The organism is Nisaea sp. (assembly GCF_040217065.1).
Classification (GTDB): Bacteria; Pseudomonadota; Alphaproteobacteria; order Thalassobaculales; family Thalassobaculaceae; genus Nisaea.
In genome coordinates this window covers 231141-242951 of record NZ_JAVJNX010000010.1, presented here as the reverse complement: position 1 = coordinate 242951, position 11811 = coordinate 231141, and the positions used below count along the sequence as shown (strand labels likewise).

Annotated in this window: 12 protein-coding genes; 2 read left to right on the top strand and 10 right to left on the bottom strand. The window is 63.5% G+C overall.

Translation table 11 applies throughout. The annotated features are described in order from the left end of the window. Window positions 1–13: 13 nt before the first annotated feature. Window positions 14–802, bottom strand: a complete 789-nt coding sequence (gene xth, locus RH950_RS17170) for an exodeoxyribonuclease III (RefSeq protein ID WP_350058955.1) — start codon at window positions 800–802, stop codon at window positions 14–16. Between the two features lie 31 nt (window positions 803–833). After that, a complete protein-coding gene (locus tag RH950_RS17165; protein ID WP_350058954.1) occupies window positions 834–1622 on the bottom strand; it encodes a gamma-glutamyl-gamma-aminobutyrate hydrolase family protein in 789 nt (262 codons plus the stop codon). Window positions 1623–1717: 95 nt separating this feature from the next. Between RH950_RS17165 and RH950_RS17160 the strand changes: the two genes are divergently transcribed. Beyond that, window positions 1718–2488 (top strand): sterol desaturase family protein, encoded by a 771-nt coding sequence (locus tag RH950_RS17160; RefSeq protein WP_350058953.1) that lies wholly within the window; start codon window positions 1718–1720, stop codon window positions 2486–2488. A gap of 10 nt (window positions 2489–2498) precedes the next feature. Here RH950_RS17160 and RH950_RS17155 read toward each other — a convergent pair whose 3' ends face one another. The 5 genes from RH950_RS17155 to RH950_RS17135 all read right to left on the bottom strand — a co-directional run bounded on the left by RH950_RS17155 (window position 2499) and on the right by RH950_RS17135 (window position 8878). Beyond that, window positions 2499–3122 carry a LolA family protein gene (locus RH950_RS17155; RefSeq protein ID WP_350058952.1) on the bottom strand — a complete coding sequence of 208 codons (624 nt, stop codon included), beginning with the start codon at window positions 3120–3122 and terminating at the stop codon, window positions 2499–2501. Window positions 3123–3305: 183 nt separating this feature from the next. Further along, a complete protein-coding gene (locus tag RH950_RS17150; protein ID WP_350058951.1) occupies window positions 3306–5756 on the bottom strand; it encodes a DNA translocase FtsK in 2451 nt (816 codons plus the stop codon). A 32-nt stretch (window positions 5757–5788) separates the two neighbouring features. Continuing rightward, the gene (locus RH950_RS17145; RefSeq protein ID WP_350058950.1) at window positions 5789–6979 is read right to left on the bottom strand and encodes an aminotransferase class I/II-fold pyridoxal phosphate-dependent enzyme; all 1191 of its coding nucleotides are present in this window, start codon (window positions 6977–6979) and stop codon (window positions 5789–5791) included. 219 nt (window positions 6980–7198) lie between these two features. Then, window positions 7199–8527, bottom strand: a complete 1329-nt coding sequence (locus tag RH950_RS17140; RefSeq protein ID WP_350058949.1) for an ammonium transporter AmtB — start codon at window positions 8525–8527, stop codon at window positions 7199–7201. Window positions 8528–8539: 12 nt separating this feature from the next. Then, window positions 8540–8878 carry a P-II family nitrogen regulator gene (locus RH950_RS17135; RefSeq protein WP_028466168.1) on the bottom strand — a complete coding sequence of 113 codons (339 nt, stop codon included), beginning with the start codon at window positions 8876–8878 and terminating at the stop codon, window positions 8540–8542. Between the two features lie 368 nt (window positions 8879–9246). Between RH950_RS17135 and RH950_RS17130 the strand changes: the two genes are divergently transcribed. Continuing rightward, a complete protein-coding gene (locus tag RH950_RS17130) occupies window positions 9247–10479 on the top strand; it encodes a UbiH/UbiF/VisC/COQ6 family ubiquinone biosynthesis hydroxylase (RefSeq protein ID WP_350058948.1) in 1233 nt (410 codons plus the stop codon). A gap of 12 nt (window positions 10480–10491) precedes the next feature. On the opposite strand, the gene RH950_RS17125 is transcribed toward RH950_RS17130, so the two are convergent. From RH950_RS17125 to RH950_RS17115, 3 genes are read right to left on the bottom strand one after another with little or no spacing between them, the layout of a single operon-like run. Continuing rightward, window positions 10492–10866 carry a gamma-butyrobetaine hydroxylase family protein gene (locus RH950_RS17125; RefSeq protein ID WP_350058947.1) on the bottom strand — a complete coding sequence of 125 codons (375 nt, stop codon included), beginning with the start codon at window positions 10864–10866 and terminating at the stop codon, window positions 10492–10494. After that, window positions 10863–11135: a Trm112 family protein gene (locus RH950_RS17120; RefSeq protein WP_350058946.1), complete on the bottom strand. Its 273-nt coding sequence runs from the start codon at window positions 11133–11135 to the stop codon at window positions 10863–10865. The genes RH950_RS17125 and RH950_RS17120 overlap by 4 nt, the downstream gene beginning before the upstream one ends. Further along, on the bottom strand, window positions 11122–11781 hold the full coding sequence (locus RH950_RS17115; RefSeq protein WP_350058945.1) for an LON peptidase substrate-binding domain-containing protein: 660 nt from the start codon (window positions 11779–11781) through the stop codon (window positions 11122–11124). The genes RH950_RS17120 and RH950_RS17115 overlap by 14 nt, the downstream gene beginning before the upstream one ends. Between the last annotated feature and the right edge of the window lie 30 nt (window positions 11782–11811).

Sequence of the window (11811 nt, the reverse complement as noted above, 5' to 3'; positions counted from 1 at the left end):
AGGCGAAAGGGCCTCAATCCAGATCGACGATCACCGGCGCATGATCCGACGGCTTTTCGCCGCCGCGCATTTCTTTCACCACGGCGGCCGATTTCAGCCGGCCTTTCAGCGGCTCCGTCACCCAGACATGGTCGAGGCGGCGGCCCTTGTCGGTCAGCTCCCAGTTCTTCGACCGGTAGCTCCACCAGGAATAGAGCTTTTCCGTTTCGGGAACGAAATGGCGAACCGCATCGACCCAGCCGAGGCCGGTCTGCAGCTTGCCCAGCTCCGCGACCTCGATCGGGGTATGGCTGACCACTTTCAGCAGCTGCTTGTGGGACCAGACATCGTGCTCCAGCGGCGCGATGTTGAGATCGCCGACCAGCACCATCGGATCGCTGCTCTTGCGCTCGGCACCGAACCAGCTCTGCATCTCGGCCAAAAAAGCGAGCTTGTGGGCGAACTTGTCGTTCACCGCCGGATCCGGCTCGTCGCCACCGGCCGGGACGTAGAAATTATGCAGCTCGATGCCGCCATCGAGCCGCACTGCCAGATGCCGGCAATCCGTCTTGCCGCACCAGTCACGGCTGTCGGACTCCGCAAAAGGCACGCGGGAAACCATGGCCACACCGTTATAGCTCTTCATGCCGCGGATCGCCTGGTGGACATACCCGGCGTCTTTCAGCGCCTCGGCCGGGAAGGTCTTGTCCTCGGTCTTGGTTTCCTGCAGGCAGAGCACGTCGGGTGCCTGCTCCTGGAGAAAAGCCAGCACCGTCGGCAGGCGCAGGCGCACGGAATTGATGTTCCAGGTGGCAATCCGCATCACTCTGTCTTTCGGTTCGGGGAGTTGAGGGTTATTCGGCTGCGGCCGCGAGGCCGAGGCGGGCACTCAGATGGGCCCGGCAGGCATCGCCGAAAGCCTCGAAGATCTTCTTGTTCAGCCCCTGGATCGGGACCGGCCATTCCGGATGCCACTGCACGGCCAGCGCAAAGGCCTTGGCACCGGGGACGCTGATCGCCTCGACGATACCATCCGGCGCCACCGCTTCAATCACCACGCCGTCGCCCGGCTGATCGATGCCCTGTGCATGCAGGGAATTCACAAGCGCGGTTTCGGCTCCGGCGATGCGGGCCAGCTGGCCGCCTTCGGTCATGCGGATCTCATGGGCCGGGCGGTATTTCCGGTCGAAATCGACATCCCGGCGCATGCGGTGGTCGAACTTGTCTTCAAGGTCGAAGATGCGCTGATGCAGGGTGCCGCCGAGGGCGACATTCATCTCCTGGATGCCGCGGCAAATGCCAAGAACCGGCACGCCGGCCGCGATCGCCTTGCGGATCAGCGGCAGGGTGACGCCGTCCCGGCGCGGGTCGTGCTGGGTGCCCTCGACGCTGTCCGGCCCGCTGAAGTTATGCGGCTCGATATTGGACGGACTGCCGGTCAGCAGCAACCCGTCGAGATGGGCCACCAGGCTGTCGAGATCGAGCTGTCCGGCCTCCAGCGCCGGGATGATCAGCGGCAGCCCGCCGGTCGGCGTCGGCACGCAGGTCACGTATTTCTCGGAGACCTTCTGCGTCGAATGATCCTCGCCCTGCAGATGACAGGCGGTGACACCGATCAGGGGCAGGCTCGGGACGGACAGCATCGACGGCTCCTCGGTTAAGACTGGTAACGCCCGGATCTCCGGGCTGTGAGAGCGCGCAACTGGCGGCGCCTGATTTCGCCTGCCATATTCGCTCCATGAACGACGCCACGCAACAGCTACTGCAGCACAAGGGCATATTGATCCTTGCATGGATTGCCCTGCTCTTCGCCGCCGAACGATGGCTCCCCGCCGCACCGCGCCGGGGCGGCTGGAGCCGCGTGATCCGCAATGGTGTGCTGTGGCTCATGAACAGCGCCCTCTCGCCATTGATCGTCATCCCGGTCTCGCTCTGGGCCGCGCAGCATGCGCTCGGTTGGCGGCCGGACTGGCTCAACGGCTGGACAGGCCTGATCGTGGATGTCCTCGTGCTCGATATGCTGATCTACTGGTGGCACCGGCTGAACCACGAGATCCCGTTCCTCTGGCGCTTCCACGAGGTGCACCATCTGGACGAGTTCCTCGATGTCAGCTCCGCCGTGCGCTTCCATTTCGGCGAGGTGCTGCTGAGTGCCGGGGCCCGGGCCGGTATCATCATCCTGCTCGGCATCCCCTTCACCTCGGTCATCGTCTTCGAGACCCTGGTGATCGCCTCGGCCCTGTTCCACCACTCCAACCTGAGGCTCGGGGAAAAACTGGAAACCGCGCTTTCGCGGATCGTCGTCACCCCATCGATCCACTGGGTGCACCATCACGCGATCCGGGCGGATACGGATTCGAACTATGCAACGATCTTCAGCTGGTGGGACCGGCTGTTCCGGTCACGGAGTGCGACGCTGCGGACGGCGGACATGAAGATCGGAGTCGAAGGACGGACCGATGAAGAGACCGTTCCGCTTCTCGTCTTGCCGTTCCGCGGCCATCGCTAAGACCCTTCGTCTACTTGTCGACGAAGGTATCGCCTTCGAAATCCCGTGGTTTGAACAGATCGTCTGTGAACGTCATCCCGCGCCGTGTCTCCAGCAGCGCCACCTTCACCTCGACGCCCTGGGCATCGGTGATGGTCCATTGCCGCAGGGCCAGCGGAGCATCGGAGAACACCATCTGCACCATGCCGGCCTCGGGATCGTCCCGCATCCGCATCAGCAGGCGGATGACGCCGGGATTGCGGGCGATATCCAGCACCTCAAGATCTGTCGTGAAGTCCACCGGGTCCTCGACCAGCACCGAAAGCGGCGTGCTGCCGAGCGGCACATGCGAAGTCTGCTCCAGCTCATTGTCCTGAAACACCAGCCAGGTGCCGTCCGAAACCAGCAGGATCGGCGACGGTGCGTCATATTCGAACCGCATCAGGCCCGGCCGCTTCAGGGAGAGAATGCCCTGCGCCGTGGCGCCCGTGCTGGCGACCTGCAGGAAGCGGGCCTGCAAAGTGGTGATGCCGTTGAAATAGGCCTCGATCTTCTTCAGATCGGCCTTGTCTTCCGCACTGAGGGGGGCCGCCTGCGCGGCAAGCGGAGACAGGACAAGGACGGCCAGGGCGGCGAGGACAAGAAATTTTTTCATGGGATCTGAAATGGCAGCCGCCCGACCCGCTTGCAAGCGGCAATTCCAAGGCAGTCCTGCTTCCACAACCGTTATCCCGGCCAACGAGCCGGGGCCTTTACGATCATAAGGCTGAGTGTTGGCTGCAAAAGATCCCGGATCGGGGTCCGGGAAACGCTTTTGGATGGAGGCTGGCAAGCGCCCCTATTCTTCCTCGTTCGGGTTGCGCACCAGCACCTCGCGCTTGCCGACATGGTTCGCCTGACTGACGACGCCTTCGCTTTCCATCCGCTCGATCAGCGTGGCCGCGCGGTTATAGCCGATCTTCAGGTGGCGCTGGATGAAGCTGGTCGAGGCCCGGCGTTCGCGGGCGACGATGGCGATGGCCTGGTCGTACAGCGCGTCTCCGCTGTCCGTATTTCCGCCGGAGAGGCCGGAGAGATCGCCGAAGCCGCCGTCTCCGCCGCCCTCGCCGTCGTCCTCGGTGACATTGTCGTTATATTCCGGCTCGCCCTGGGCGCGCAGGTGGCGGACCACGTCCTCGACCTCCTCGTCGCTGACGAAGGGACCGTGCACGCGGGTCACGCGGCCGCCGCCGGCCATGTAGAGCATGTCGCCCTGGCCGAGCAGCTGTTCGGCGCCCTGCTCGCCCAGAATGGTCCGGCTGTCGATCTTGGAGGTGACCTGGAAGCTGATCCGGGTCGGGAAGTTGGCCTTGATGGTGCCGGTGATGACATCAACCGACGGACGTTGTGTCGCCATGATGACATGGATACCGGCGGCACGGGCCATCTGGGCCAGGCGCTGCACGGCACCTTCGATATCCTTGCCTGCCACCAGCATCAAATCCGCGACCTCGTCGATCACCACGACGATATAGGGCAGCGCGGTCAGATCGAGGGGCTCTTCCTCGAACACCGGCTTGCCGGTTTCGCTATCGAAACCGGTCTGCACCCGGCGCTTCAGCACCTCGCCCTTCTTGCGGGCCTCGGCGAGGCGCGCGTTGTAGCCGTCGATATTGCGCACGCCGAGCTTGGACATCGCGCGATAGCGGCTTTCCATCTCCCGCACGGTCCATTTCAGCGCCACCACCGCCTTGTTCGGATCGGTGACGACCGGTGAGAGCAAATGCGGAATACCGTCATAGATGGAGAGTTCCAGCATCTTCGGATCGATCATGATCATCCGGCAGCTATCCGGGGAATGCCGGTACAGCAGGGACAGGATCATGGTGTTGACCGCGACCGACTTACCGGAGCCGGTGGTACCGGCGATCAGCAGATGGGGCATGCGGGCCAGATCGACCACCACCGGCGTGCCGCCGATATCCTTGCCGAGCGCGATGCCGAGCTTGGCGCCGGAGCGCTCGTAGGGATCGGATTCGAGGATTTCGCGCAAATAGACCGTATCCCGGCGCGCGTTCGGCAACTCGATGCCGATCACGTTTCGGCCCGGGACCACGGCAACACGGACGGATACCGCGCTCATGGAGCGGGCGATATCGTCGGACAGGCCGATGACGCGGGAGGATTTGGTGCCCGGCGCGGGCTCCAGCTCATAGAGCGTCACCACCGGACCGTGCCGGATCTTGCCGATCTCGCCCTTCACGCCGAAATCGGCGAGGACGGATTCAAGCATCCGGGCATTTTCCTGCAGCGCCTGGGGCGGCGGCCCGGCCATGCCTTCCGCCGCTTCGGTGAGCAGATCCATGGCCGGCAGCTCGTAATCTCCTGCATTGCCAAGATCGAAACTCTTCTGCTCCACCTTTGCGGGCTTCGCCGGTTTCGCCTTGCGGGATGCCGGAGCGGCGTCGAGTTCGGCCTTCAGCACCGGCGCCGACGTCTCGACTTCCGGGACGCGCTTGGGTGTCGCGGAAAGCCGCGGCCCGTCATCGAGTTTCTTCCCGGACAGGGACGGCTCCCGGCGGCCGACAGAGCCCAATCCCTTGCGGGCGAGACTTGCCGTGGCTTCAAGACCGGAGCCGAGGGCGCGGCCGCCCATGGCACCGCCTTTTGCGCCGAGTGCCGCGGCCGTGCCGACACCACGGCCGGCGCCGCGGGCCAGGGAGATCCATTCACTCCAGGACGCGCCGAAAGTCCAGAGCAGCAGGGAGACGGAGACCAGACCGGAAACCAGGCCGATCCAGACCGCGTCCAGGGCCGCCAGCAGGCCAAAGGCGGAAATCTTGGTCAGGGCCAGGGCGCCGATGGCGCCGCCGAGACCTGCCATGAGTGGCCAGCTCTCCGGAACGGGCAGAACCGCAAGCGCGAGGCAGCCGGCAATCAGGGCGAATGGCAGCAGCGCGATGCGCAGGGCCAGACGTTCGAGCGGACGGTGAGTCAGGACACGCCAGCCCCAGATGGCGAAGAGCAGCACCGGAACGGCGCTGACCAGGCCAATGGTCTGCATCATGATATCGGCGACCAGGGCACCGGCCGGGCCGAGCAGGTTCGCGGCGCTGCCGGAACCGGCCGCATTCAGGGACGGATCGCCCGGCACATAACTCAGCAGCAAAGTGGCACCGAGGGCGGCGGCCAGGATCAGCGCCAGGCCGGTCATCTCGGCCGCCCGGCGGCGCAGGTAAAGACGGGCGCTCTCGGGCAGGAATCCCCCGCCCGCGGCACCGTTACCGGCTGTCTTCGTCGATGCGCTCATGGCTTTGCTTCTCCCCTGTCCCACCGGCCGCCTCAAAAATAAGGCGCAATCCGGCGCAGGCCTTCCTCGGTTGTCTCCGCATCATAGACAAGCGCGATGCGCACATAGGGATCGCCCGGATTGACCCCCTCTGCATCCTCCCGCGCCATCAGTCCGACCGGCACGATCTTCACCGCCTGTTCGCGCCAGATCTGTTTTGTCAGGGCTTCGGCATCATCGGCGGGCATGCAGACAAAGAACCCGGCCTCCGCTTCGTGATAGCCCTTCTTGTTGCCCAGCACCTGCGTGGCAATGCGCCAGTTTTCCGCATAATGCGCCCGGTTGGACTCGACATGGGCCTCGTCCTTCCAGAGCGCGGTGGCGGCATGCTGGATCGGCAGGGGCGTCGAGGCGCTGCCGAACATGATATATTCGGCATAGCGCCCGACCAGTTCCGGATCGCCGGCCATGAAGCCCGAGCGCAGGCCAGGTCCGCTGGAGCGTTTCGACAGGGAGTGCAGGACAACGATGTTTTTCAGGCTGCCGCCAAGCGCAGCCGCGGCCTGAAGCCCTCCCGCCGGCGGCACGCCGCGGTAGATCTCGGCATAGCATTCGTCCACGGCGAGCATGAAATCATACTCGCGCGCCAGTTCGATCGCCCGTTTCAGATAGTCCAGCGACGCCACGCGTCCCTGCGGGTTCGTCGGCGTGCAGAGGAAACAGAGCGCTGTCCGCTCCAGGATCTCCGGCGCCACCTCGTCCAGCGCCGGCAGGAAGCCGTTTTCCGGGGTCGCGTTCATATAGACCGGCTCGGCCCGGCCGAGCATGGCGGCCCCCCGGTAGGAATGATACAGCGGGTTCGGCATCAGGATGACCGGCTGCCGGCCGTTCTTCCGCTCCGGCACGGCCAGGAAACCGAGCTGGTAGAGCGCCTCGCGGGTACCGGAAATGGATGTCACATGACGCTCCGTATCGAGCATCCCCGCCGGCAGCCCGTAGCGTGTGGTCAGCCAGTCCGTCACCGCGCCCAGAAAAGCCGCGTCGCCCTTCGGCGGCGGATACTTGTTCCAGAGATGGCTGCCGGCGGCGATCGCCTCGGCGGCGAAAGCGGGCGGCTGGATCTGCGGTTCCCCGACGGAAAGCAGGATCGGGCGCTTGCCGGCAGCCGGCGCAATGCCGTCCAGCATCCGCGCAAGGCGCGCGAAGGTATAGTCGCTAAGCGGTTGAAGTGCCGGGTTTATCATCGATTTTGCCCTGCCCGGCCGCAATTTCGGCGCGAGCTGTTCGTGTGTCAATTGGATTCTATAATATAAGCCGGATAGTTATCGGGCAACTTTAATGCAAAACCTCACAATTTTGTGGGCTCGAGCATAATGTTTCAAAAATCATATAAAATATTGCTTTAAATAGAGAAAAGGCCCGGATGTCGCCATCCGGGCCCGTTCAGAAGATGTTGTCGCGGATCAGACCCGGCCGGAGCCGCCACCGAATTCCGGATAGGCCTCGAGGCCGCACTCGGCACGGTCCAGACCGAGGAACTCTTCTTCCTCGCTGGCCCGCAGTCCGACGGTCAGCTTCAGGACACCCCAGACAATCGCGCTGGTGATCACGACAAAGGCGCCGATGGCGACAATGCCGATGATCTGGGTGGTGAAGCTGGCATCACCGTTCGACAGGACCACAGCGATGGTGCCCCAGATGCCGCACACCAGGTGAACCGGGATCGCACCGACCACATCGTCGATCTTCAGCTTGTCGAGAAGCGGCACGGCGATGACGATGAGGATACCGCCGATGGCACCGATCATCACTGCAATACCCACGCTCGGGGCGAGCGGCTCGGCAGTGATGGAGACCAGACCGCCGAGGGCACCGTTGAGCGCCATGGTCAGGTCAAGCTTCTTGTAGATGATCTGGTTCAGGATCACCGCGGCGACAACACCGGCAGCAGCGGCCATGTTGGTGTTGACATAGATGGTCGCGATGTCGCGGACGTCAGCAGCAGAGCCCATGGCGAGCTGGGAGCCGCCATTGAAGCCGAACCAGCCGAGCCACAGGATGAACGTGCCCAGCGTGGCCAGCGGCAGGTTCGAGCCCGGCATCGGGTGGACAGAGCCGTCGCTGCCGAACTTGCCGGTACGGGCGCCGATGATGATGGCGCCGGCAAGAGCCGCCCAGCCACCAACGGAATGCACGATGGTGGAGCCGGCAAAGTCGGAGAAGCCCATTTCGCTGAGCCAGCCGCCGCCCCAGGTCCAGGAACCCTGGATCGGGTAGATGAACCCGGTCAGCAGAACCGTGAAGATCAGGAACGGGAACACTTTCACGCGCTCGGCAACCGTGCCGGACACGATGGAAGCAGTCGCGGCCACGAACACCATCTGGAAGAACCAGTCGGAGGATGCTGCATAGCCGGAGCCGTCACCCGTGAAGCCGTCGGCGGTGATGACATCGTCGGTCCCGGACCAGATCGCGAAGGATCCCATGAAGCCGGAGACATCCATGTACATCAGGTTGTAGCCGACGAGCCAGTAGAGCAGGCCGGCGACAGAGTAGAGGGTGATGTTCTTGGCGCACTGCATGGTCGTGTTCTTGGTGCGGACGAGGCCCGCCTCGAGCATGCAGAAACCAGCCGCCATCCACATCACGAGGAACCCGTGCATCAGGAAAGACAGCGTGTTGAAGATGAAGGCCGTCTCTGGATCGACGGCTGCTGCAGCGGACTGGGTCAGCGCGATCGTGACCGACGCCGTGACGGCCGCCAGAGCGGAAAAGCCAAAAAATTTTCTCATCTGGTGAGCTCCTTAAAGCGCGTCGTTGCCGGTCTCGCCGGTGCGGATCCGGACGGCTTGGGAGACATCCAGCACAAAGACCTTGCCGTCGCCGATGCGACCGGTATTCGCTGCTTTCTGGATGGCTTCCACCACCTGTTCCGCCAAGTCGTCCGGCACCGCCACTTCGACTTTGACCTTCGGAAGGAAATTTACGGCGTACTCCGCGCCGCGATAGATTTCGGTTTGTCCCTTCTGCCGTCCGAAGCCCTTGACCTCGCTAACCGTCAATCCCTGGATCCCCAGAGCGGTCAGTGATTCGCGGACCTCGTCGAGCTTGAAGGGCTTTACGATTGCCATGATCAGTTTCATGCCGCCCAACCTTTTCCTGTTGTGCTTCTCCGGCGCCCTCGAACGAGGACATGCCGGATGTCTGCTCAACGCAGATCGATGAAATCATTACAAAATACGGGCCAAGTGTCAGAAATCCGAAAATTGTCATTTGAATCATACCGTTAACAGGTAATTTCAAAATTTCTTCTTATCCGCACCCTTGAACTTTGTGCTTGTTTTTTGAGCATCGAAAGTTTCGTGATGTTATTTTGAGCAGCACACAATTCGGATTCCTGCGTGTCGAACGGGCTCTTGTTCCCCGCCCCAAGCGCTGTATCTTCCCTCTGAAGCTGGCCCTCTACAGTCGGCGACATATCCGGGACTGCCGGGATGAAGGATCCACGAGCGTGCATGACATTCACTGCGATGCCCTGATCATCGGCGGCGGCCTGTCCGGCGTTTCCGCCGCCCTGGCACTGGATGCCGCCGGTCTGACGGTTACCGTGATCGATCGGGCGCCGGTTGAGACGCATACCGCGAGCGGGCATGACGGCCGGACCACCGCGATATCCCAGAGCAGCAAGCGCATGCTGGTCCGGCTCGGGGTCTGGGATGCCTTGCCGGAAGCGCCCTGCGCGATCGAGGATATCCGTGTCCGGGAAGGCGGATCGCCGCTTTTCCTGCAGTTCGATCACGACGATGCCGGTCCGGACCCGATGGGTTTCATTCTCGATAATGGCGCCCTGAAGGCCGGGCTTTACCGCGCGGCCGCCACCCGGCCCGGAATCCGGATTGTCTCCCCGGCTTCCGTCGAACGGCTGCAGAGGAATGGCGAAACCGCAACAGCCATCCTCGCGGACGGGGGCCGCATCACCGCCCGGCTCGCCGTAGCGGCCGACGGGCGGGCATCACCCACCCGTCGTGCGGCAGGCCTGCGCACAACCGAACTGTCCTACGGCCAGACGGCGATCACCTGCACGGTGACACACGAGCAGCCGCACGAGCACGTGGCGTTCGAGCATTTCCGGCCCGCCGGGCCCTTTGCGATGCTGCCGCTGAACGACGCTGCGGACGGCACGCACCAGTCCTGCCTGGTCTGGAGCGAGCGCACCGACGTGGCGCATGCCCTCATGAAGCTCAATGACGCCGAATTCGACCTGGAGATGCGGCAGACCTTCGGCGATTCCCTTGGACATCTGCACGTCACCGGCCGGCGCTGGGCCTATCCGCTCGGCCTGATCCATGCCGAACGGTATATCGACCGGCGGCTGGTGCTGGTGGGGGATGCCGCGCACGGCATTCATCCGATCGCCGGACAGGGCTTCAATCTGGGGCTGCGCGATATCGCGGCTCTGGCCGACACGATCGAGGATGCGCGCCGGATCGGGCTGGATTTCGGATCCGCGCCGGTGCTGCAGAAATATCAGCGCTGGCGGCGCTTCGATGTGATGACCATGATCGCCGCGACGGACGGGCTGAACCGCCTGTTCTCGAACGATTCAGCGGCAGTCCGGCTGCTGCGCGATGCGGGCCTCGGCCTGGTGCAGCGGGTGGGCCCCCTGAAACGGGCCTTCATGCGGGGCGCCATGGGTACGGTCGGCACTCTGCCCCGGCTGATGCAGGATCCGGCGCGGCATTGACCCGGCGGGCCCTCAGGGCTCCCGGCTGAGCCCGGCAGCCTCGAGTTCGGCGAGGTAGCTTTGCCAGATCTGCTCTTTCTCGGAGCCGAGCTTGTGCAGATAGCGCCACGTATAGATGCCGGTATCATGCAGATCGTCGAACTTGATCTTCACGGCGTAATTGCCAACCGCTTCCATGCCCATAATGTTCACATGGGCGCGGCCGGCCACGAGCTTCTTCTGGGACGGCACATGACCCTGCACTTCGGCGGACGGACTCTCGACCCGGAGCAGCTCGGCCGGAATGGAGAAGCTTTCTCCGGTGTCGAAATCGATCTCCAGGGATTTTTCCGCCGACTGAACCCGGATTTCCGTCGGCCAGATATCTGTCGTGAATGATTCGCTCATGATTTGTCGTCCTGACGGGCAGCCAGTGCAGCCTTGCCAGCGGCCACAGGGTCATCGTCATCATTCAGGTGCCGGGCCTCGTCAGGCAGCATGATCGGCACGCCGTTCCGGATCGGAAAGGCCAGCCCGGCCTGTTCGCTGACCAGTTCGGAGCGCGCCCGGTCATAGACCAGCGGCGCCTTCGTCAACGGGCAAACCAGAATTTCCAGCAGCTTCGGATCGACTTCACGCTCCGCGCTGCCGACGGCAGGCTTCTCAGTGCCGTGCATGGTGATCATCCTTGAGGTCATGGAGCGACATCTCTAGCAGGGTGAGCATCGTCTCGCCACGCTCCTGCAGGGTCGGCGCCTCGAGCAGGGCCTGCTTCTCCAGTGAGCCAAACGGACAGACCATCGCCAGCGTCGTCAGCAGCTGCCGGTCCTCCGCCTTCTCGATCGACTCCCAGTCGGCACGCATGCCATGACGCGCAAAATAGTTCTTCAGCCCGGGCATGAGCCGGGTCCTGTCCAGGACCAGGTCGTCCTGCGCCTTGAAATCATCCGCGAAACCGCACCAGTCCGCGACCACCCGGCGATAGCCGGAGCGGCCGTCCAGCTCCTGCTCCACATGAAACCGGGCAATGCCGGTCAGCGTGATCAGGAGACGACCGTCATCCGCTTCCGAAAACGAGGTAATGCGGCCGACACAGCCGGTTCGATGAAGACAGGGGCGGCCGGTCTCCGCTTCTTCCTGCGGCTGGATCATGCCGATCAAACGGTCGGTGCAGAGCGCATCCTGGGTCATCGCCAGATAGCGCGGCTCGAAGATGTTGAGCGGAAGCTTGCCGCCCGGCAGCAACAGCACCCCGGGTAGCGGGAAGACCGGAATACAGGCAGGCATGTCCTCTAGGCTGGGAGCGAAGGGATTGCGCATCATGAATTCCGGTGGCTCCTTGCTGATCGGTTT

Coding starts and splice junctions, on each gene's coding strand:
- RH950_RS17160 (WP_350058953.1), top strand. CDS start 1,718: ATGAACGACGCCACGCAACAGCTACTGCAGCACAAGGGCATATTGATC.
- RH950_RS17145 (WP_350058950.1), bottom strand. CDS start 6,979: ATGATAAACCCGGCACTTCAACCGCTTAGCGACTATACCTTCGCGCGC.
- RH950_RS17140 (WP_350058949.1), bottom strand. CDS start 8,527: ATGAGAAAATTTTTTGGCTTTTCCGCTCTGGCGGCCGTCACGGCGTCG.
- RH950_RS17150 (WP_350058951.1), bottom strand. CDS start 5,756: ATGAGCGCATCGACGAAGACAGCCGGTAACGGTGCCGCGGGCGGGGGA.
- RH950_RS17120 (WP_350058946.1), bottom strand. CDS start 11,135: ATGCACGGCACTGAGAAGCCTGCCGTCGGCAGCGCGGAGCGTGAAGTC.
- xth (WP_350058955.1), bottom strand. CDS start 802: ATGCGGATTGCCACCTGGAACATCAATTCCGTGCGCCTGCGCCTGCCG.
- RH950_RS17155 (WP_350058952.1), bottom strand. CDS start 3,122: ATGAAAAAATTTCTTGTCCTCGCCGCCCTGGCCGTCCTTGTCCTGTCT.
- RH950_RS17135 (WP_028466168.1), bottom strand. CDS start 8,878: ATGAAACTGATCATGGCAATCGTAAAGCCCTTCAAGCTCGACGAGGTC.
- RH950_RS17125 (WP_350058947.1), bottom strand. CDS start 10,866: ATGAGCGAATCATTCACGACAGATATCTGGCCGACGGAAATCCGGGTT.
- RH950_RS17165 (WP_350058954.1), bottom strand. CDS start 1,622: ATGCTGTCCGTCCCGAGCCTGCCCCTGATCGGTGTCACCGCCTGTCAT.
- RH950_RS17115 (WP_350058945.1), bottom strand. CDS start 11,781: ATGATGCGCAATCCCTTCGCTCCCAGCCTAGAGGACATGCCTGCCTGT.